This is a genomic window from Tsukamurella sp. TY48, from assembly GCF_019656655.1.
GTDB classification, from domain to species: domain Bacteria; phylum Actinomycetota; class Actinomycetes; order Mycobacteriales; family Mycobacteriaceae; genus Tsukamurella; species Tsukamurella strandjordii.
Genome location: NZ_BPMV01000001.1, coordinates 3,046,923 through 3,067,415 on the forward strand (window position 1 = coordinate 3,046,923; position 20,493 = coordinate 3,067,415).

Genomic DNA, 20,493 nt, shown 5'->3' on the forward strand with positions numbered 1-20,493 from the left:
CATGCCTTACCCCGTACTCACCGGCGACGACCGCGCCGTCGTCGACATGGCACGCGATTTCGCGCGCAAACGGCTCGCGCCGTACGCCCTGCAGTGGGACGCCGAGAAGCACTTCCCCATCGCGGAGATGAAGGAGGCGGGCAGCCTCGGCATGGCCGCCATCTACACCCGCGAGGACGTGGGCGGCTCCGGGCTGCGCCGGCTCGACGGTGTGCGCATCTTCGAGGAGCTCGCCAAGGGCGACCCCGTGACCGCCGCCTTCCTCTCGATCCACAACATGTGCACCTGGATGGTGGACACCTACGGATCGCAGGAGCAACGCGAGGAGTGGATCCCCAAGCTGGCGCCGATGGACATCATGGCCAGCTACTGCCTCACCGAGCCGGGCGCCGGCTCGGACGCGGCCTCGCTCACCACCAAGGCCGAGCGCGACGGCGACGATTTCGTGCTCAACGGCACCAAGCAGTTCATCTCCGGCGGCGGCGCCTCCGACCTGTATGTGGTCATGGCCCGCAGCGAGGGCGAGGGCGCCCGCGGCATCTCGACCTTCCTGGTGGACAAGGGCACGCCCGGTCTCTCGTTCGGGCCGGCCGAGGTGAAGATGGGCTGGCACAGCCAACCCACCACGCAGGTGATCTTCGAGAACGTCCGCATCCCGGCGTCGCGCATGCTCGGCGGCGCCGAGGGTGCGGGCAAGGGCTTCGGCATCGCCATGAACGGCCTCAACGGCGGCCGGCTGAACATCGCCGCCTGCTCGATGGGCGGTGCGCAGGCCGCGTACGACCTGGCACTGCAGTACATGACGGAGCGGGAGACCTTCGGCCGCAAACTGATCGACGAGCCCACCATCCGGTTCACGCTCGCCGATATGGCCACCTCGCTGGAGGCCTCGCGGCTGATCCTGTGGCGTGCCGCCACCGCACTCGACGACAACGATCCCGACAAGGTCGAGCTCTGCGCCATGGCCAAGAAGTTCGTCACCGAGACCTGCTTCCAGGTGGCCGATCAGGCGCTGCAGCTGCACGGCGGCTACGGCTACCTGCACGAGACCGGCGTCGAGAAGATCGTCCGAGACCTGCGGGTGAACCGGATCCTCGAGGGCACCAACGAGATCATGCGGATGGTGATCGGCCGCGCCGAGGCCGCCCGCATCCAGGGCAAGTAGGAGAGGCGTTTTCATGAGCACCATCGCATTCCTCGGACTCGGCCACATGGGCGGACCGATGGCCAAGAACCTGGTGGCCGCCGGGCACACCGTGCGCGGCTTCGACCTGGTGCCCGCTGCGCAGGACGCGGCTCGGGCCGCCGGCGTCACCGTGATCGATACCGCGGAGGAGGCAGTGACCGGCACCGACGCGGTGGTCACCATGCTGCCCAACGGGGCGATCGTGACGTCGGTCTACGAGTCCGTGCTGCCCCATGCGGCGAAGGGCACGTTGTTCATCGACAGCTCCACGATCTCGGTCGACGATGCCCGCGCGGTGCACGCACTGGCCGAGGCCGCGGGAATGCTCCAGGTGGATGCCCCCGTGTCCGGCGGCGTGAAGGGCGCCGATGCGGGAACGCTCGCCTTCATGGTGGGCGGCGACGACGCGGCCTTCGCCGCCGCGCAGCCGGTGCTCGATCCCATGGCGGGCAAGGTGATCCACTGCGGCGGCTCCGGCAACGGGCAGGCCGCCAAGGTGTGCAACAACATGATCCTCGCGGTGCAGCAGATCGTGGTGGGCGAGGCCTTCGTCCTGGCCGAGAAGCTGGGCCTGGCGGATCAGGCGCTCTACGACGTGGTCACCGGCGCCACCGGCAACTGTTGGTCGCTGCACACCAACTGCCCCGTGCCGGGGCCGGTGCCGGGCGCACCGTCGGGCAACGAGTTCAAGCCCGGTTTCGCGACCGCCCTGATGAACAAGGATCTGGGCCTGGCGATGGACGCCGTGGCGTCCACCGGATCGTCCGCCCCGCTGGGCACCCACGCCGCACAGCTGTACTCGGCGTTCGCCGAGGACAACGGGGGCCTAGACTTCAGCGCGATCATTCACACGCTGAGGTAGGAATCTGGTGGAGACGTCCGACGACCGGGACCCGATCGCGCTCGCCCGGCGCAACTGGGAGGACGCGGGCTGGGGCGGCGCCACCGCTGTCGGCATGGAGGCGGTGACCTCCGTGATGCGCGCGCACCAGATCCTGCTCGCGCGGATCGAGGCCGCGCTCAAGCCCTTCCAGCTCTCCTTCTCCCGGTTCGAGCTGCTGCGCCTACTGGCCTTCACCCGCCAGGGCGAGCTGCCCATCTCCAAAGCCAGCACGCGGCTCCAGGTGCACGTCTCCTCCGTGACGCACGCGATCGACCGGCTCGGCGAGGCGGGGCTGGTCGAGCGCCGCCCGCACCCCACCGACGGCCGGACCACCCTGGTGGCCATCACCGAGGAGGGGCGTGAGCTGGTGGAGGAGGCCACGCTCGTGCTCAACGACGTCTTCGCCGATCTCGGCATGCCCGACGATGAATCGGCGGACCTGGTCGGCGCCATCCGCAGTCTGCGGAGATTCCACGGCGACTTCTGATTCACTCGCGCGCCGGAACGAGTTCGCCGGTGATGGCCGGACGGTCGCGGTGCAGGCTGCGCGCACACAGCGCGAAGGCGGCCGCGAGTGCCGCGTGCACGAGCAGGATCACGGCGAAGGCGTGCTGCGCCGGCATCCCGGTCGCGAGCGCGGTGTAGCCGGTGCCCAGGGTTGCCACGCCGAGGGCGAGCGCCGCTTGCTGCGCCGTGTTCACCAGCCCGCCGGTGAGGCCCGCGATCCGATCGGGCACCGCACCCATGATCGTGGAGACGAGGGGACCGAACTGCATCGCCTGCGCGGCGCCCACCACGACCAACGCGGGCTGCACCGCCCACGCCCACCCGTGCGGCGCGAACCCACTGGCCGCGAGCGCGAGCAGCCCCGCGGCGTTCACGGCGGCACCGACCGGCATGGTGCGGGCACCCAGGCGACGGTGGATCGCGGGCTGCCGCAACGAGACCGCCACGAAGGCCACGCCGTAGAGCAGCAGCGTCAGGCCCGATAGGGCGGGGCTCATCCCGAGTGCGTGCTCGGTCACCAGGGCGTACTCGTAGACCAGGGCGCCGTAACCGGAGAAGAACAGCAGCGCCATGAGCAGGCCCACGCGGATCGGGCGGTGCGCGAACACCGACGGCGGGACGAGCGGGGCCCCGCGCGCGGCCTCCACCCGGCGCTGCGCGGTCCAGAAGGCGCCGCCGGACAGCGCCGCCAAGGCCAGGAGCACCCACGACACCGCGGGCCAGCCGAGCGTGCCGCCGATCGCGAGGCCGACCAGGAGGGCGAGCAGGGCCACCGTGAGCAGCGCCGCACCGCGGTAGTCCAGCGGCAGCCGCCGATCGGCCCGGGTGTCGGGCACCGCGCGCCCGGCCAGCGCGGCGGCGACGGCGATCACGGCGGTGCACCACCACACCGAGCGCCAGCCGAACCCGCCCGGGTCCCAGGCCAGCAGCGCGCCACCGAGCACCTGTCCGCCGCAGAATCCCACCCCGGCGGTGGCCGCGATCACCGCGACGGCGCGGCGGCGATCGTCGCCGGTGGTCGTCGCCTGGATGGTCGAGAGCACCTGCGGGGTGAACGCTGCGGCGGCGATGCCCTGCGCGCCGCGCAGCACGATCAACGAGCTGATATCCGGCGCGAACCCCGCTGCCACCGAGGTGATTCCGACCGCGCCGAGGCCGATCACCAACACCCGGCGTCGCCCACGGTTATCGCCGAGCCGCCCGAACAGGATCAGCGCGGTCGCGAACATGGCCGAGAACGCGGCCAAGACGAGCGACTGCTGGGTCGGCGACGCGGACAGGTGTTCCGCGATGCTCGGCACCGCGACATTGGCCGAGGCGAACAGGAACGTGGTGAGGAAGTACGCCAGGCCCAGAACGGCCAGGCCGGCGCCGGTCAGGCGCGGAGTGGGGGAATCGGTCATGACGCCGACCCTGCTCCTGCGGTATCCGGGTATCCAGACCGCACGGATCCTAGTAGTGAGACCACCGGGCTGGCGGCCCCTTCCGGGGCGGCAGCGGGGGATACTCGGTGCATGGCCACCCGCAACAACGCCGAACTGGCGCGCTTCCTGCGCACCCGTCGGGAGCAGGTGACGCCGCAGCAGGTGGGGCTGCCGGTGGGTGGGCGACGCCGGACCCCCGGGCTCCGCCGCGAGGAGGTCGCGGCGCGGGCCAATGTGGGAACCACCTGGTACACGTGGGTCGAGCAGGGCCGGGATGTGAACCCGAGCCCGGAGGTGTTGTGCGCCGTGGCCGACGCCCTGCTCCTGGATGCGGGGGAGCGAGATCACGTACTGCGGTTGGCCGGGCACCAGCCCGGTCCGCCGGCCGACACCGGCGCGGCCTCCACGGTGCAGCCGGTGCTCGATGCGCTGCTGCCGAACCCCGCCGTGGTGCTCAACGCTCGCGGCGACATGGTCCGGTACAACCGCGCCTTCCGGTTCCTCATCACCGATGTCGAGGAGTTCGCGCCGGAGGACCGCAACTGCCTGTGGCTCGACTTCACCGACGAACTGTGGCTGGGCGCCTACGCCGCGGACCGCCAGGAGTTGGAGGCCGTGGTGGCCCGCACGCGTGCGATCTACGCCGACAGTCACGCCGATCCCGCGTGGGATCCCCTGCTGGCCCGGTTGCAGGCGGCGTCACCACTGTTCGCCCAGTTGTGGCACGCGGGCCTCGTGCTCGACGCCGCCGATTGGGAGAAGACGATCCGCAATCCGCGGGTGGGGGAGCTGCACCTGCAGGTGAGCACCTTCAACCTGCGCGACCGGCCCTGGTTGCGGATGTTGACCTACCTGCCGCGCGATGACCGCACCCGCGAGCGGCTCACGCGCCTGGTGCCGGCGGAGCACCGACCCGGCTGAGCAGGCCGGCGAGGTGCGAGCGGCTCAGCCCGGCGGCGGCTTCGGCGTCGCGCCGTTCGACCGCCGCGAGCAGGTCCGCGTGCGACTCCTGGTCGGCGTCGTCGCCGAATCCTCCGGCGCGGGTGCGCAGCATGTCGATCATCGCGCGGCGCAGGTGCGCGGCGATCCCGTCGAACATCTCCAACAGCACGGGACTGTGCGCCGCCGCGATCACCGTCCGATGGAAGGCGGTGTCGGTCTCCACGTGCCGCGCCAGATCCCCCCGGTGCGCCGCGCGGACGGCCAGAGCGGCGCGGATGGCGTCGAGATCGGCCTCCGTGCGTCGCCGTGCCGCGAGCGCGGCGCCCTCGGCCTCGATCGCGATCCGGGCCTCGATCACGGCCTCGATATCGGCGCGGTCGAGTATCGAGTCCATCCCGGAGGGTGCATCCAACCTGGTCACGAACACTCCCGAGCCCTGCCGGGTGGTCAGGACACCGATCCCGGCGAGGCGCCGGATGGCCTCGCGCACCGTCGACCTGCCCACGCCGAGCTGGGGAGCGAGTGTGGTCTCCCCGGGGAGTTTCGCGCCCAGCTCCCACTCGCCCGCGCGGATGCGTTCCAGCAGCCGCTCGGCGGCCTGGTCGGCGAGGGATTCGCGGCGCAGGGGAGGCATGGGAACAGGATACTTGTCGGCTTGTCTGAGGAGTTGTGTTAGGGTCATCGGCATGACACTGCGGAGCCTGAATCTCCTTCCGCGCCACGGCGGGGCCTGATCCGGATCGACCGGCCGCCCGCCGTGGGGGAGCGTCGCGCCGGTCGAGAACCATCCGAGAAGGAAGAACCCATGGCTTTCCCCAGTGTCTCCACCCCCGCCGGCCCCGTCCCCGCCTCCGCGCCCGCCTGGAACCGTCAGCGTGGATCGCAGATGCCCGCCCATCGGTACCGCGACGTGTACTCCCGTGTCGAGGTTCCGCTCACCGACCGGGAGTGGCCCACCCGGCGCCTCACCGAGGCCCCGCTGTGGGTGCCCGTCGACCTGCGGGACGGGAACCAGGCGCTGCCCGAGCCCATGAATCCTGCGCGCAAGCGCCGCTTCTTCGAACTCATGGTGGCCATGGGCTACAAGGAGATCGAGGTCGGCTACCCCTCCGCCTCGCAGACCGACTACGACTTCGTGCGGCAGGTCGCCGAGACCGGCATCGCGCCCGACGATGTGACGATCGTCGTCTTCACCCCTGCCCGCACCGACCTCATCGAGCGGACCGTGGAGTCCATCCGCGGCATCACGAACGACGTGGTCATCCACATGTACACCGCTACCGCACCCACCTGGCGCGATGTGGTGCTGGGGCGGGACCGGGAGGAGCTGCGGTCACTGATCCTGGACGGTGGACGCGACCTGCTGGCCGCCGCGGGAGATCAGGCGGGCGTGCGGTTCGAGTTCTCACCCGAGGTCTTCAACCTCACCGAACCCGACTACGTGCTGGACCTCTGCGATGCGATGACCAGCCTGTGGGACGCCACCGCCGACCGCCCGGTGATCCTCAACCTGCCCGCCACCGTCGAGATCGCCACCCCCAACGTGTACGCGGATCAGATCGAGTACATGCACCGGAACCTGGCCCGGCGGGACGCGGTGATCCTCTCGGTGCACCCGCACAACGATCGCGGCACCGGCATCGCGTGCGCCGAACTCGCCGTCCTGGCCGGGGCGCAGCGGGTGGAGGGCTGCATCTTCGGCAACGGCGAGCGCACCGGCAACGTCGACCTCGCCACCCTGGCGCTGAACCTGTTCGCGCAGGGCATCGACCCGATGGTGGACTTCTCCGACATCGACGAGGTGCGGCGCACCGTGGAGGCCTGCAACGGCATCGCGATCCCGGAGCGGCACCCGTACGTGGGCGATCTGGTGCACACCGCCTTCAGCGGTACCCATCAGGACGCGATCAAGAAGGGCTTCGCCGAACACCGGGAGCGGGCCGCGGCCGAGGGACGACCCGAGCGTGAGATCGATTGGTGGGTGCCCTATCTGCCGGTGGACCCCGCCGATATCGGCCGTACCTACGACGCCGTGATCCGGGTGAACTCCCAGTCCGGGAAGGGCGGCATCGCCTACCTGCTGGAGCGCGATCTGGGTGTCGAACTGCCGCGCCGCCTGCAGATCGACTTCGCCCGGCACGTGCAGGCGCACACCGATGAGCACGGAGCGGAAGTGGACGCCGCCACGCTGTGGGCCGTCTTCGAGTCCGCATTCGGAGCCCCCGCCGAGCGGAGGTTCCAGCTCGTCGAGTGCACCGCGACCGAGACCGGCGCGGGCAGCCGCGTCACCGTCGACCTCCGGGTGGACGGTGTCTCGCACCGGTCCATCGCAGACGGTGCCGGTCCGGTCGAGGCGCTGGCCGCCGCACTTGCGGAACACGATGTGAAACTCGATGTCCTGTCCCTGCATCAGAGCGCGGTGGGGCGGGGCAACGACGCCGATGCGCTGACCCTGCTGGAGTACCGGCGCGACGGTGAGGTGCGCTGGAGCATGGGACGACACCGGTCGGTGCTGGCCGCCACCGCGGCCGCGGTGCTGCACGCCGCCGACCGGGACAAGTGACCCGCCGGTAACGTCGCAGCGGCCCCGGGCAGGCAATAGGCTTGGCGTCCGTGCACGCCACCGGAACCTTCACCGTCGAGCCCACCTATCCCGAGACGCTCGCGCCGCTCGCCGAACTCGCGCTCAACCTGCGCTGGGTGTGGCACGGACCCACCCAGGACCTGTTCGCCGCACTCGCGCCCGAGGCCTGGGCCGCCACCCACGACCCGCTGGCCGCGCTGCACGGGGCCGATCAGGCTCGGGTCGCGCAGCTCGGCGACGACCCCGAGTACGTGGCCCGGGTCCGGGCGGTCGAGGCGGATCTGCACGACTACCTCGACCGCCCGGCCTGGGCCGACGGACTCAAGGACGGTGCCCGCGCCATCGCCTACTTCTCCATGGAGTTCGGCATCAGCCAGACCCTGCCCAACTACTCCGGTGGACTGGGCGTGCTGGCCGGCGATCATCTCAAGGCCGCGTCCGATCTCGGCCTGCCACTGGTGGCGCTGGGCCTGCTGTACCGGCACGGCTACTTCCAGCAGTCGCTCTCGGCCGACGGATGGCAGCTCGAACGGTACCCCGCGCTGGATCCGAAGCGATTGCCGCTGAGCCCCGTTCAGCTCTCCGACGGGCAGCAGCTCAGGGTCTCGGTGACGCTCGCCGAGGGCCGGGTCCTGCACGCCGCGGTGTGGCGGGCCTTCGTCGGCAGGATCCCACTCCTGCTGCTGGACACCGATATCGACGCCAACGACGCCGATCTGCGGACGGTGACCGACCGGCTCTACGGTGGCGATGCGGAACACCGGCTGCGCCAGGAGATCCTGCTCGGCATCGGCGGCGTCCGCGCCGCCCGCGCGTTCTGCGACCTCACCGGACACCCCGGCATCGAGGTCTTCCACGCCAACGAAGGGCACGCCGGTTTCCTCGGGCTGGAGCGCATCCGCGAGCTCATGGCCACCGAGGAGCTCGGCTACGAGGCCGCCAAGGCGGTGGCCCGCACCGCCACTGTGTTCACCACCCACACTCCCGTCCCGGCCGGCATCGACCGTTTCCCGGTGGATCTGGTGCGCCGCTACTTCGGCGACGGTGGGCCGATGTGCTCGCTGCTGCCCACCGTGCCGCTCGACGACGTGATCGCACTGGGCGCCGAGGCCGACCCCAACGTCTTCAACATGGCCCACATGGGATTCCGGCTGGCCCAGCGCGCCAACGGTGTCTCGAAGCTGCACGGCGTGGTGAGCCGGCAGATGTTCGCCGGGCTGTGGCCCGGCTTCGAGCCCGCCGAGGTGCCCATCGGCTCCGTCACCAACGGCGTGCACCGCGGAACCTGGGCGGACCGCGCGGTCCAGGAGCGTGCCTCCGATCCGCTCGCCCTCCCCGACGATGCGCTGTGGCGCATCCGCAACGGCCTGCGTGCCCGCCTCGTCGACGAGGTCCGCGGGCGCACCCGCGCCGCCTGGCGCGAGCGGGGAGCCGTCGACGCCGAACTCGGCTGGACGGAGCGGATGTTCGATCCCACGGCCCTCACCATCGGCTTCGCGCGCCGGGTCTCCACCTACAAGCGGCTCACGCTGATGCTGCGTGATCCGGACCGCCTGCGCGCCCTGCTCCTCGACGACGAGCGGCCGGTCCAGGTGGTGATCGCCGGCAAGAGTCACCCCGCCGACGATGAGGGCAAACGGCTGCTGCAGCAGTTCCTGGCGTTCACCGACGACCGGGCCATCCGGCACCGGATCGCCTTCCTGCCCGACTACTCCATCGGTATGGCCGGCTACCTGTACCACGGATGCGATGTGTGGCTGAACAATCCGCTGCGCCCGCTCGAGGCGTGCGGTACCTCGGGGATGAAGAGCGCGCTCAACGGCGGCCTCAACCTCTCCGTCCTCGACGGCTGGTGGGACGAGCTGTACGACGGTCAGAACGGGTGGGCCATCCCCTCCGCGGTGGGCATCGATCCGGAGCGGCGCGACGACATCGAGGCGGACGCCCTCTACGACCTGATCGAGCACGAGGTGGTGCCCACCTTCTACGAGCGCCGCGAACCCGCGGAGGCCCCACCCCGGTGGATGGCCAAGGTCCGGCACACGCTGGCCGTCACCGGCCCCGAGGTCTCGGCGGACCGCATGGTGCGTGAATACGCCACCGACTACTACCGGCCGGCAGCCCGCTCCGCGCGGGCCGTGCGGCCCCTGGTGGACGAGCTGGTCGAATACACCGGCCGCGTCCGCGCCGGATGGGACGCCGTGCGCGTGGGGAACTCGCAGGCTCAGGTCGTGCCCGACGGGGTGGACCTCACCGCCGAGATCGACCTGGGCGACCTCGAGGACGGCGACGTGCGCGTGGAAGCGGTGATCGGCGGGGTCGACGGCGCGGGCGAACTGGTGAACGGCACGCCCGTGCGCCTGCACTTCGACGGCAGCCGGTACCGGGCCGTGCTGCCCGCCCACGTGGGCCGCTTCGGCTACGCGGTGCGGGTGCTGCCGCAGCACCGGCTGCTCGCGGGTCCGGCGGAACTCGGCCTCGTGCGGTACGCGCGATGACGGTGCTCGCCGTCGATCTCGGCGGAACCAAAGTTGCTGCGGCACTCGTCACACCCGACGGCACGGTGATCGAGGAGACGCGGCGCCGCGCACCGACGGGACAGCAGGCCTCCGCCGACGAACTGGCGCAGCGGATCACCGGTGTGGTTCGCGACGCCCTCGCCGCGGCGCCGGACGTCGAAGTGAGCGCCGTGGGGCTGGCCTCCGCCGGTCCGGTCGATGAGGCCGCGGGAACCACCGCGCCGATCAACATCGAGGCGCTCCACGGCTTCCCGCTGCGCGACACCGTCGCGGAGGCGGCCGGTGGGCTCCCCGTCGAGTTCCGCCGCGACGGCGTGGCCATCGTGCTCGCCGAGCACTGGCTCGGCGCCGGCCGCGGTCACGACGACGTGCTCGGCATGGTGGTCTCCACCGGCATCGGCGGCGGCCTCGTGGTGAACGGACGCGTGCTCGGCGGCAACGCCGGGCACATCGGGCAGGTCGAACTGTCCGGCTTCACCGGATCGGAGAGCCTGGGACGCACCACCATGCTCGAATCCGTGGCCTCAGGACCGCACACCGTGGACTGGGCCCGCACCCAGGGCTTCACCGGCACCACGGGCGAGGAACTGGGCGCCGCGTACCGAGCGGGCGACCCGGTGGCGATCGCCGCGGTCCGGCGGTGCGCCGCCGCCCTCGGGCAGGGGATCGGCAGCGCCGTCGCCCTGGTCCCGGTCAGCGTGGTGGCGCTGGGCGGCGGATTCTGCAACGTGGCCGACGATTTCGTCGACCAGGTGCAGACGGAACTGGCCCGGCACCCGCTGCCCTACGTGGCTGCGGCCCGCGTGGTCCCGGCCGGCCTCGGTAAGGACGCGCCGCTGGTCGGCGCCGCCGGCCTGGTGTACCGACGCGATCTGCTGCCGTGAGCCCGCTGCTGGCACCGCGCGATGCCCGCACCTTCTGGGCGTCGCAGGTGATCCCCAGCGACCAGTTCCTGCTGTACTGCTTCGACCACGGCGACGGCCGGTCGCCGAGCGCCGCGGATGTGGCCGACCTCGTCGTCGGCCGCGCACCGTCGATCCCGGACCTGCGGATCCGGGTGGCGCCCGCGCCCTTCGACCTGGAGCGCCCCTCGTGGGCGCCGTGCTCCGTGATCGACGTGCGGGAGGGCGTCGCGCGGTCGTGGGACCGGATCCCCGATGCCGTGGCGCGGCTGTTCGCCCGCCAGGTCGACGCCACCGTCGCGCCCTGGCGGCTGCACGTCTTCCCGCGCGTGAGCGGTGCACCGCGGTGCACCGGCGATGCCACGGTGGTGGTGCTCCAGGTGGCGCACTGCCTCGCCGACGGGCGGCGCAGCGCCGAGATCGCCCGCGAGCTGTTCGGCGCGGGCGGTCGCGAGGGCGGGGACCCACCCGTGCGGCCGGCGCCGGACCCGGTGCGCGCGGCGCGCGGACTGGCCGCGCTGCCACTGGACCTGGTACGCACGGTGATCCGCGGCACCCGGGTGGCGCCCGCCCGCGCCCGAATCGCCGAGCGCACCGCCGCCGGCGCGCTGCCGCCCCCGGTTCCGGGCTGCCCGATCACGCCGCTCAACGCGCGCCCCGACGACAGCCGGGATGTCCGGATGCTGGTGCGGGAACGCGCTCATCTCGACCGTGTCGGCACCGTCACGATCGGGGCGCTCACCGCCGTTTCGCTCGCTGTGGAGCGGTACCTGCGGCTGCGCGAGCACAGGGTTCCGGATGCGCTGTGCGCCGAGGTGATGGTGGCGCGGGAGCGGAAGCCGGAGGAGCGCAACTCCTTCGGCAACGTCTCGGTGCCGCTGTTCCCCGGCCTCCCCCTCGGGGAGCGTGCCACGCGGATCGCCGCCGCCCTCGACGATGCGCGCACCCGCGCCGCGGACCCGCTGTGGCGCACCGTCTCCGCGCCCGACGAGACCACGCCCGCTCCGCTCGACCGCATCGGTGTGCTCTCCTTCGATCCGGCCATGCGACCGGCCACGATGGCCGGAGCCACCGTGATCTCCAGTGTGTACCGCGGACCGTCGGACCTCGAACTACTCGGCGGGCGTTCGGTGTTCACCGCCGGATTCCCCGCGCTGTCGCCCGCGATGGGTCTCACGCACGGCGTGCACGGGCTCGGCGATGCGGTGACGCTGTCGGTCACCAGTAGTCGCACGGCCGTGCCCGATCCGGACGTCTATGCGGCGCTGCTCGACGAGGCCCTGCGCGCGGTGGCTCAGGCCCGCTGAGACGCAGGACCGGTGGTATCGCCCACCACGAGATCGACGGGCATCGCGAGGGTGGGCAGCGGCGCCCCGTCCTGGGCGGCCAGCACGGCCTGGGCGGCCAGCCGTCCCATTTCGACGATCGGTTGCCGGATGGTGGTGAGGTCGCGGGCGAAGCCGTCCACGCGGATGCCGTCGAATCCCACGATCGACAGGTCCTCCGGGACGCGCAGGCCGCGGGCTTCGGCGGCACGCACCGCGCCCACCGCGAGGAGATCGGATTGGGCGACGATCGCCGTCGGTGCGCCCCGGCGGAGGAGGGCGTCGGCGGCGCGGAATCCCTCGTCGATCGTGCTGTCCGCACTCGCGGCCACCTCGGCACCGGGGAAGGCCGCGAGTGCGGCCTCGGTGCGGGCCCGCTCGACATCGCCGTGCCGCAGCCGGATCACGCCGACGGTGCGGTGACCGAGGCCTTGCAGGTGGTCGGTGAGCAGGCGGGTCGCGGCGCGGTTCTCGACGCCGACGCTGCCGATGTCGTCGACCTGGTTCCCCGCGGTGACCACGGGGATCGAGCGCTTGGCCATGGCGGCGCGGAGCTGAGTCAACGTGGGGGAGCAGCCGGCGGCCACGATGCCGTCGACCGGGAGCGTGCGCAGTCGTTCCTCGGGCACCGAATCGGGCACGAGGAGAACCGACGTGGGGCTCGCCGCCAGGGCTGCGGAGACGCCGTCGAGGATCCCGATGATCACCGGATCGCGGAAGGCCCGTCCGGCCTCGTCGTCGACCTGAACGCCGATGATGTCGGTGCGCCCGCTGCGCAGCGACCGGGCGCGGGGATCGGGCCCCTCGTACCCGAGCTCGGCGGCCGCGGCCAGCACCCGGGCGCGGGTGGCCTCGCTGATCGGCTTGTCCACACCGAAGGCGTGCGAGGCGGTCGACAGCGAGACGCCGGCCGCCTCCGCGACGTGCACCAGCGTTATTCGGTTTGACCCGCGTGCCATGGGGACTTAGCCTAGCAGTGTCGATCGAAACGTTTCGAAAGGTTGATCGTGAGCGTGGACCTCCAGGACCAGAAGGCGGACGCGACACCGGGCTCGGTGCTCGCGTGGCGCAACGCCGTCTTCGTGATCTTCGCGCTCAGCGGGCTCACCTTCGCCAGCTACCTCGGGCGGCTGCCCCAGGTCCGTGACGACCTGGGCGCAACCACGCTGCAGGTGAGCCTCCTGACCTTCGGCCTCGCGGTCGGCTCCGTGGTCGGGCTGCTCGGCTCCGGGGCGCTCGCCGCCCGGTTCGGCGCCCGCCGGGTGATGGCCGTGACGCTGCCCGCTCTCGGCGTCACGATGATCGCCGCCGCCGCGGGCGCGCAGTCCGGCGTGTACGCGCTGACCCTGCTGCCGCTGATACTGGTGGGGCTCTCGCACGGCGTGACCGACGTCTGCATGAACCTGTCCGGGGCCGAGAACGAGCGGGCGCTGGGGCGCACCGTGATGCCCGCCTTCCACGCGGCCTTCTCGCTCGGCACCGTGGCCGGCGCCCTCACCGCGGCCGCCGCGCAGGCGGCGCACGTCCCGCTACTGCCGCACCTCGCCGTGGTGAACATCGTGCTGCTGATCGCCGGATGGTTCGCGCTGCGGCACGTGCCCTTCGAGGCGCACGACGCCGACGATCACGCCCCCGTCACCCGGCGCGAGCGGCTCGCGGTGTGGCGCGAGCCCCGCATCCTGCTGATCGGCCTCATGGTGCTCGGCATGGCGCTCACCGAGGGCAGCGCGAACGATTGGCTCGCCCTGGCCATGGTCGACGACCACGGCACCTCGAAGACCGTGGGCACGCTGACCTTCGCCGTCTTCGTCACCTTCATGACCATCGGTCGGCTCGCCGGGACCAAGGTGCTCGACCGGTTCGGGCGCGTTCCCACGCTGCGCGCCTGCGGTGGCCTGGCCTTCGTGGGCCTGTCGCTGGTGATCTTCGGACCCACCTGGGCCGCCTACATCGGCGTCGCGCTGTGGGGTCTGGGCGCCTCGCTCGGTTTCCCGGTGGGCATGTCGGCCGCCGCCGACGATCCGCGGATGGCGGCCGCACGGGTGTCCGTGGTCTCGACCGTCGGCTACCTGTCGTTCCTCGCCGGACCGCCCATCATCGGCTTCCTCGGTGCCCACGTGACGCTGCTCTACGCGCTCATCGTGGTGCTGGTGGCCGTCGCTGTGGCCGTCCTCGTCGCCCCCGCCGCCCGCGAGCCGTCACGGAGCCTGCCCTAGTCACGCATGCATTCCCCAGCGCCATGGACAGAGGGACTGGACCTGACGCTAGGGATGTGACGTCCCTAGAGGGAGGCGACGGGGCCGGGAACGGTCAGCGCAGGAGCTGCCAGGCGAAAGCGGCGGCCAGGGCGCCGGCGCCGTTGAGGCACCAGTGCAGCGCGATGGGCGCGATCAGGGAGCCGCTGCGGGTACGCAGCCAGGTGAAGACCCAGCCCGCGAAGGCGGTCGCCAGCACCGCGCCCGCGATCCCCGCGATCTGCGCGAGCGGCCCGCTGCCGAGGATCTTGGTGAGGCCGGCATTGCCCGCCGTCAGCCCGAGCGACGAGGCGATGTGCCAGAAGCCGAAGAGCAGCGACCCCGTCACCACCACCCAGCGGAACTTCATGGCCCGCGACAGGGTGCCGTGCAGCGCGCCGCGGAAGGCGATCTCCTCGGGGATCACCGTCTGCAGCGGGATGATCACCATCGACGCGATGATCGCCGTCGAGAAGGTGGCGTAGCGGTCGTTGAGGAACAGGCCGCGCGTGACGGGCAGCAGCGCTCCCACCACGATCACGGTGGCCACGATGAACACGGCCGCCGCGGCGTACTTCGCGCCGGAACGCCAGTGCTCGCGGCCCAAGCCCAGCTCGTGCCAATCCAGCCCGCGGTACCGGGCGATGCCCAGCAGGACCGCGGCGGAGATCGGCACGGCCAGCAGCGCCGCCCAGCTGCCGGTGAAGTGCGCCACCAGGTTGGTGGCCACCAGCACACCCACGACGACGGCGATGTCGACATAGGCGCGCACGCCCGAGACCGCCGAACGCAGGGCGGACTGTTCGGGGATGGCGGGCTGGGTTGCTGAGGTCACCCGCTCCATGGTCCAGACGGTCCGCGGTCCGCGCAATGCTCTGTGACCGGGAAGGGTGTTCGCCGAGCGTGAACGCCGCCCCGTCTTCGCGAATGGGGTGACGGTGGCCGCGCAGGTAGTCTGGTGCCCCGTGACGACGTCCGACCGCTCCGGGCCGACGTCCCGCGGCAACCTGCGCCGTGTGGCGCTCGCCGTGTTCGTGCTCTCGGTGGCCGCCCGCCTCGTGTGGATCGCGGCCGGCGAGCACAATTTCAACTTCGTCGACCTGCGGGTCTACTACGAGGCGGCGCAGCGCGTCTCCGACGGCACGCTCTACGACTTCGCGCTCACCGACTACACACCGCGTCAGCCGCTGCCCTTCACCTACCCGCCGTTCGCGGCCCTGTGCTTCTACCCGCTGAAGTTCCTGCCCTTCTCCGTGGTCGCGGTCGGCTGGGTGTTCCTCACCGCGGGACTGCTCTTCCTCGTGGTCCGCATGAGCCTGGCCATCCTCGCGGCGGGCCGCGGCGCACCGTCGCGCCTGGGCGACGTGCCGGTCGAGCACGCCCTGTTCTGGACCGCCGGTGCGCTGTGGATCGATCCGGTGCGCACCAACCTCGACTACGGCCAGATCAACGTGGTCCTCATGTCGCTCGGCGTGTGGGCGGCCTACCTCGTGGCCCGGGCGGAGTCCGGGCGGCCGCGTCTGGTGGTGCGCCCCGAGAAGGTGGACGGTGCCTCCGGCGCGCTCATCGGCATCGCCGCGGGCATCAAGCTCACGCCCGCGGTCGGCGGCCTGTTCCTACTCGCCCGCGGCCGACCGTGGGCCGCCGTCTTCTCCGGGCTCACCTTCGGCGCCACCGTGGCCATCAGCTACCTGCTGCTGCCGTCCGAGACCCGGCGCTACTTCACCGTCCTGCTCGGTGACACCGGCCCCATCGGCGATCCGGCGAAACCGGACAACCAGTCGCTGCGCGGCGCCGTCTCCCGCTTCGTGGGGCACGACGTGGGAGACGGGACCGTGTGGATGGTCTCGCTCGCCGTGGCCGCGCTCCTGCTGTTCGCCGCCTGGTGGGTGGTGCGCCGCGGGGACGCCCTCATCGCGCTGGTTCTGGTGCAGTTGCTGGGACTGCTCGGCTCGCCGATCTCCTGGATCCACCACTGGGTGTGGATCGTGCCGCTGCTGATCTGGGTGGTGCACGGTCCGCTCGGGCGGCTCGGGGACGACCGGTTCAGCGGCCCGGGGAAGGGCTACACCCCGTGGTCGACGGTGGTCGCCGCAACGCTGATCGTCGTGGGACTGGTGGGCGTGCACTACACCGACGACGTGCTGACGTCGCTGGGTCTCGGCGACGGACCGATCTGGGCGCTGCTGATGGCGCAGGGGTTGGCCGCCGCGGCCGCTCTGGTCGCGCTGATCCTCGCGCAGCGGCGCAGGCTGCAGGCCGTAGTCTGAGCCGATGAACAACCTCGCGCGGATCGGCCTCGTCCTCACGGCGGCGACCCTGGCGCTGAGCGCCTGTGCGACGGACACGGCGCCGTCGTCGCCGAGCGGCGCACCGTCGGCCACCGGGACCGTCACCCTGGTCACCCACGACAGCTTCCAACTGCCCGACGAGGTGACCGCCGAGTTCACCCGGCAGACCGGGCTCGCCGTGAAGACCGTCGCCCTCGGCGACGGCGGCGAGCTCGCCACCAAACTCGCACTCACCCCGGGGAATCCGCCCGGGGATGTGGCCTTCGGGGTGGACAACACCTACGCCGCGCGACCGGTGCGCGCGGGCGTCTTCGACGACTACACCTCGCCCGCCGCCGCGAACGGCGCCGCCGACTACGCGATCCCCGGCGTCGGACAGCTCACCGCCATCGACTTCGGTGATGTCTGCATCAACATCGACACCCGCTACTTCCGCGACAAGGGTCTCCCCGCGCCGGTCACCTACCAGGACCTCGCCGACCCGAAGTACCGCGGCCTCACCGTGGTCGAGCATCCCGAGACCGCCTCGCCCGGTATGGCCTTCCTCGCCGGCACCGTGGCCACGCTCGGCGCCGGGTGGAAGGACTACTGGACCTCGCTGCGCGCCAACGACGTCTCCGTGACCACGAACTGGAGCACCGCCTACTCCACCGACTTCTCCGGATCGTCGGGCAAGGGTCCGAGGCCGATCGTGGTCTCGTACGCCAGCTCGCCCGCCGCCGAGGTGGGCAAGGACGGTTCCGCGCCGCCCACGAAGGCGTTGCCGGACACCTGCTTCCGGCAGGTCGAGTACGCCGGGGTGCTGCGCGGTACCAAGAATCCCGACGGTGCCCGCAAGCTGATCGACTTCCTGCTCTCGCCCCGGGCCCAGGGCGCGATCCCCGATGCGATGTACGTCTACCCGGTGACCCGCGATGTGCCGCTGCCCGCGACCTGGCAGCAGTACGCGCCCGTACCGCCGCGGCCCGCGACCCTTCCCGCCGACCGGATCGCCGACGAGCGCGACGGCTGGGTGCGGGAGTGGCGCCAGATCATGGGCCGGTGAACCGGCGGGTCGGGACAGGCCGGTGAACCGGGCCCGCTACGCCCTGATCGCGGCGCCGCTGCTGTTCATCGGCGTCTTCTTCCTGTGGCCGGTGGGCGCCATCGTCGCCCGCGGTCTCACCTCCGACGGCCCGTCGCCCTGGGCCGGATTCACCGGCGCCGGCGGTCTCGGCCTGGTGTGGTTCACGGTGTGGCAGGCGGCCGCGTCCACGCTGCTCACCGTGGCCCTGGGGCTTCCGCTGGCCTGGCTCACCGCGCGGGCCCGCTTCCGCGGGCAGTGGATCGTCCGGGTGTTGGCCACGGTGCCCTTCGTCCTGCCCACCGTGGTGGTGGGCGTGGCCTTCCGCACGCTCTTCGCCGACGAGGGTGCACTGGGCTTCCTCGGGCTCTCGGAAACCGTGTGGGCGGTGCTGATCGCGCACGCGTACTTCAACGTCTCGGTGGTCGCCCGGATCGTCGGCGGCGTGTGGGCGGGACTCGACCCCCGCACCGCGCAGGCGGCCCGCACCCTGGGCGCCACCCCCGTGCGCGCCTTCCTCACCGCCACCGTCCCCGCCCTCGTCCCGGCGATCGCCTCGGCGGCCTCGGTGGTCTTCCTGTTCTGCGCCACCAGCTTCGGCATCGTGCTCGTGGTGGGTGGCAGTGGCCTGCGCACCCTGGAGACCGCGGTCTATCAGGAGGTGGTGGGAGCCTTCGACCTCCGCACCGCCGCCCTGCTCGCGCTGGTGCAGATCGTGATCGTGGTGATCGCCGTCCTGGTGAGTGCCGCACTGCGCCACAAGGGGAGCCGCCCCGCGTCGGGGTCGACCGCGCCGCGCCCCGCCGGCGGCCGCGGCACCCGCATCGGAGTCCTGCTCGGCGTGCCGATCGCTGCCCTGCTCCTGGCCTACCCGATGCTCGCCCTGGTACTGCGGTCGCTGCGGCCCGACGCCGCGGGCGGAATGAGCCTCGACGCGTACCGGCGCCTGAGCGAGAACGTGGGCGGTGTGGTGCCGCTCAAGGCACTGCAGATGTCACTGCTCACCGCCGTCCAGGCCGGCGCGATCGCGCTCCTGGTCGGCGGGCTCGCCGCGATCGCCATCTCCCGGTCGACCGGACTGCTCAGCCGATTCGCCGATGCGGTGGTGATGCTGCCGCTCGGCGTGAGCGCAGTGACCCTGGGATTCGGCTACCTGCTGGCCCTGCAATCGCTGCCCACCGTGCGGGAATCGCCCGCGGTGCTGCCCTTCGTGCAGGCGCTCGTGGCGGTCCCGCTCGTGGTGCGCGTACTGGTGCCCGCGCTCGGCGCCGTGGATCCGCGGCAGCGCCAGGCCGCCGCCGTACTCGGAGCCTCACCGGTGCGCGTGTTCACCACCGTGGACCTGCCGGTGATCAGCCGCTCGGTGGCGGTGGCCGCCGGATTCGCCTACGTCGTCACGCTGGGGGAGTTCGGCGCCGCCAGCTTCCTGGTGCAGCCCGGGCAGATGACGCTCCCCGTGCTGATCGGACGGATCATGGGGCGCCCGGGATTCGAGAGCGCGGCGCTCGCCGCAGCGTGTTCGGTACTGCTCATCGCCGCCACCGTCGTGGTGATCGCCGCCGTCGAGGCGCTGCGCCGCGACGACGCGGGCCAGGCGGAGTTCTGAGGGAGGACACCCATGCTCACCATCGACGACGCCACCGTCCGCTACGGGGCGCAGACCGCGGTCGACGGCGTCACGCTCGCCGTCGGGGTTCCCGACGCCCCGGTCACCGCGCTGCTCGGCCCCTCGGGCTGCGGCAAGTCCACGCTGCTGCGCGCCGTCGCCGGACTCGAACCGCTGGCCGGCGGCCGCATCACCTGGGACGGCGCGGACCTCGCCCGGACCCCCACGCATCGTCGGGGCTTCGGCGTGGTCTTCCAGGACGGTCAGCTGTTCGGGCACCGCGATGTGGCGGGCAACATCCGCTACGGGCTGCAGCGCCACCATTGGAGCCGCGCCGACGCCGATGCCCGGGTGGAGGAACTCCTCGACCTGGTCGGGCTGCCGGGCCTGGGATCGCGCCCCGTCGGCGCACTGTCCGGCGGGCAGCAGCAGCGCGTGGCCCTGGCCCGTGCCCTGGCGCCGCGCCCGCGGCTGCTGCTGCTCGACGAGCCGCTCTCGGCCCTGGACCGGCAGCTCCGCGACCGCCTGGCGGGCGACCTGCGCCGCATCCTCCGCGAGACCGGCACCCCGGCGCTGATCGTGACGCACGACCACCACGAGGCGGTCGAGCTCGCCGACACCGTCGCCGTGATGACCGCCGGACGGATCGTGCAGTCCGACGCACCCGCCCGGCTCTGGCGACGCCCGCGGACCCCCGACGTGGCCCGGTTCCTCGGGTACACCACGCTCGTCGAGGCCCGCGTCGACGGCGGCCAGGCCCGAACGGTGCTGGGCCCGGTGATCGTGGACTGCCCCGACGGCCGCTTCCAGCTCGGGCTGCGGCCGGGCTCCGTGGTGATCCAGGCGCACGGGGTTCCCGCGCTGGTCGTGGGCTCGGTACCCACCGCCGACGGGGTGCGCATCACGGTGTCCGTCGACACCCCCGACGGTGAACTCAGGGTGGATGCGCACGGTGACTCCGCACCGCCCGATGGCGACACGGTGCATGTCGCGTTGAACCCGAGGCGGGTGGCTGTGATCGGATGAG

Annotated in this window: 17 protein-coding genes; 13 read left to right on the forward strand and 4 right to left on the reverse strand. The window is 72.0% G+C overall.

Going from position 1 to position 20,493, the window contains the following annotated elements:
• Position 1: 1 nt before the first annotated feature.
• Genes TTY48_RS15030 through TTY48_RS15040 form a run of 3 tightly spaced genes read left to right on the forward strand, consistent with a single transcriptional unit; the run spans position 2 to position 2,556 of the window.
• Positions 2-1,165, forward strand: coding sequence for an acyl-CoA dehydrogenase family protein (locus TTY48_RS15030; protein WP_220658252.1), 1,164 nt, complete (start codon positions 2-4; stop codon positions 1,163-1,165).
• Positions 1,166-1,178: 13 nt separating this feature from the next.
• On the forward strand, positions 1,179-2,048 hold the full coding sequence (mmsB, locus tag TTY48_RS15035; protein WP_220658253.1) for a 3-hydroxyisobutyrate dehydrogenase: 870 nt from the start codon (positions 1,179-1,181) through the stop codon (positions 2,046-2,048).
• 7 nt (positions 2,049-2,055) lie between these two features.
• Positions 2,056-2,556, forward strand: a complete 501-nt coding sequence (locus TTY48_RS15040) for a MarR family winged helix-turn-helix transcriptional regulator (RefSeq protein WP_344186017.1) — start codon at positions 2,056-2,058, stop codon at positions 2,554-2,556.
• Between the two features lies 1 nt (position 2,557).
• On the opposite strand, the gene TTY48_RS15045 is transcribed toward TTY48_RS15040, so the two are convergent.
• Positions 2,558-3,979: an MFS transporter gene (locus tag TTY48_RS15045; protein WP_220658254.1), complete on the reverse strand. Its 1,422-nt coding sequence runs from the start codon at positions 3,977-3,979 to the stop codon at positions 2,558-2,560.
• 111 nt (positions 3,980-4,090) lie between these two features.
• Between TTY48_RS15045 and TTY48_RS15050 the strand changes: the two genes are divergently transcribed.
• A complete protein-coding gene (locus tag TTY48_RS15050; protein ID WP_220658255.1) occupies positions 4,091-4,921 on the forward strand; it encodes a helix-turn-helix transcriptional regulator in 831 nt (276 codons plus the stop codon).
• Here the strand turns inward: TTY48_RS15050 and TTY48_RS15055 are convergent.
• Positions 4,884-5,576, reverse strand: a complete 693-nt coding sequence (locus tag TTY48_RS15055; protein WP_220658256.1) for a FadR/GntR family transcriptional regulator — start codon at positions 5,574-5,576, stop codon at positions 4,884-4,886. The genes TTY48_RS15050 and TTY48_RS15055 overlap by 38 nt on opposite strands.
• 171 nt (positions 5,577-5,747) lie before the next feature.
• Between TTY48_RS15055 and TTY48_RS15060 the strand changes: the two genes are divergently transcribed.
• From TTY48_RS15060 to TTY48_RS15075, 4 genes are read left to right on the forward strand one after another with little or no spacing between them, the layout of a single operon-like run.
• Positions 5,748-7,505, forward strand: a complete 1,758-nt coding sequence (locus TTY48_RS15060; protein WP_255585691.1) for a 2-isopropylmalate synthase — start codon at positions 5,748-5,750, stop codon at positions 7,503-7,505.
• Positions 7,506-7,555: 50 nt separating this feature from the next.
• Positions 7,556-10,024, forward strand: a complete 2,469-nt coding sequence (glgP, locus tag TTY48_RS15065; protein WP_220658257.1) for an alpha-glucan family phosphorylase — start codon at positions 7,556-7,558, stop codon at positions 10,022-10,024.
• Positions 10,021-10,929 (forward strand): ROK family protein, encoded by a 909-nt coding sequence (locus tag TTY48_RS15070; RefSeq protein WP_220658258.1) that lies wholly within the window; start codon positions 10,021-10,023, stop codon positions 10,927-10,929. The genes glgP and TTY48_RS15070 overlap by 4 nt, the downstream gene beginning before the upstream one ends.
• Entirely contained in the window at positions 10,926-12,254 is a 1,329-nt protein-coding gene (locus tag TTY48_RS15075; protein ID WP_220658259.1) for a wax ester/triacylglycerol synthase domain-containing protein, read from the forward strand. The genes TTY48_RS15070 and TTY48_RS15075 overlap by 4 nt, the downstream gene beginning before the upstream one ends.
• Here the strand turns inward: TTY48_RS15075 and TTY48_RS15080 are convergent.
• Positions 12,242-13,231: a LacI family DNA-binding transcriptional regulator gene (locus tag TTY48_RS15080; RefSeq protein ID WP_220658260.1), complete on the reverse strand. Its 990-nt coding sequence runs from the start codon at positions 13,229-13,231 to the stop codon at positions 12,242-12,244. The two genes, TTY48_RS15075 and TTY48_RS15080, sit on opposite strands and share 13 nt — an antisense overlap.
• 48 nt (positions 13,232-13,279) lie before the next feature.
• Here TTY48_RS15080 and TTY48_RS15085 point away from each other — a divergent pair, with 48 nt between their 5' ends.
• Positions 13,280-14,488: an MFS transporter gene (locus TTY48_RS15085; RefSeq protein ID WP_220658261.1), complete on the forward strand. Its 1,209-nt coding sequence runs from the start codon at positions 13,280-13,282 to the stop codon at positions 14,486-14,488.
• A 94-nt stretch (positions 14,489-14,582) separates the two neighbouring features.
• Here the strand turns inward: TTY48_RS15085 and TTY48_RS15090 are convergent, their stop codons facing one another.
• Entirely contained in the window at positions 14,583-15,278 is a 696-nt protein-coding gene (locus TTY48_RS15090; RefSeq protein ID WP_220658601.1) for a CPBP family intramembrane glutamic endopeptidase, read from the reverse strand.
• Positions 15,279-15,471: 193 nt separating this feature from the next.
• Here TTY48_RS15090 and TTY48_RS15095 point away from each other — a divergent pair, with 193 nt between their 5' ends.
• From TTY48_RS15095 to TTY48_RS15110, 4 genes are read left to right on the forward strand one after another with little or no spacing between them, the layout of a single operon-like run.
• Positions 15,472-16,776, forward strand: coding sequence for a glycosyltransferase 87 family protein (locus tag TTY48_RS15095; RefSeq protein WP_220658262.1), 1,305 nt, complete (start codon positions 15,472-15,474; stop codon positions 16,774-16,776).
• A 4-nt stretch (positions 16,777-16,780) separates the two neighbouring features.
• The gene (locus TTY48_RS15100) at positions 16,781-17,842 is read left to right on the forward strand and encodes a thiamine ABC transporter substrate binding subunit (RefSeq protein WP_220658263.1); all 1,062 of its coding nucleotides are present in this window, start codon (positions 16,781-16,783) and stop codon (positions 17,840-17,842) included.
• A 22-nt stretch (positions 17,843-17,864) separates the two neighbouring features.
• Complete coding sequence (locus TTY48_RS15105) at positions 17,865-19,466, forward strand: iron ABC transporter permease (protein WP_220658264.1); 1,602 nt, start codon at positions 17,865-17,867, stop codon at positions 19,464-19,466.
• Between the two features lie 12 nt (positions 19,467-19,478).
• Positions 19,479-20,492 (forward strand): ABC transporter ATP-binding protein, encoded by a 1,014-nt coding sequence (locus tag TTY48_RS15110; protein WP_220658265.1) that lies wholly within the window; start codon positions 19,479-19,481, stop codon positions 20,490-20,492.
• Position 20,493 lies beyond the last annotated feature (1 nt).

Coding starts and splice junctions, on each gene's coding strand:
- TTY48_RS15030 (WP_220658252.1), top strand. CDS start 2: ATGCCTTACCCCGTACTCACCGGCGACGACCGCGCCGTCGTCGACATG.
- TTY48_RS15060 (WP_255585691.1), top strand. CDS start 5,748: ATGGCTTTCCCCAGTGTCTCCACCCCCGCCGGCCCCGTCCCCGCCTCC.
- TTY48_RS15045 (WP_220658254.1), bottom strand. CDS start 3,979: ATGACCGATTCCCCCACTCCGCGCCTGACCGGCGCCGGCCTGGCCGTT.
- TTY48_RS15055 (WP_220658256.1), bottom strand. CDS start 5,576: ATGCCTCCCCTGCGCCGCGAATCCCTCGCCGACCAGGCCGCCGAGCGG.
- TTY48_RS15100 (WP_220658263.1), top strand. CDS start 16,781: ATGAACAACCTCGCGCGGATCGGCCTCGTCCTCACGGCGGCGACCCTG.
- TTY48_RS15110 (WP_220658265.1), top strand. CDS start 19,479: ATGCTCACCATCGACGACGCCACCGTCCGCTACGGGGCGCAGACCGCG.
- TTY48_RS15070 (WP_220658258.1), top strand. CDS start 10,021: ATGACGGTGCTCGCCGTCGATCTCGGCGGAACCAAAGTTGCTGCGGCA.
- TTY48_RS15080 (WP_220658260.1), bottom strand. CDS start 13,231: ATGGCACGCGGGTCAAACCGAATAACGCTGGTGCACGTCGCGGAGGCG.
- TTY48_RS15050 (WP_220658255.1), top strand. CDS start 4,091: ATGGCCACCCGCAACAACGCCGAACTGGCGCGCTTCCTGCGCACCCGT.
- mmsB (WP_220658253.1), top strand. CDS start 1,179: ATGAGCACCATCGCATTCCTCGGACTCGGCCACATGGGCGGACCGATG.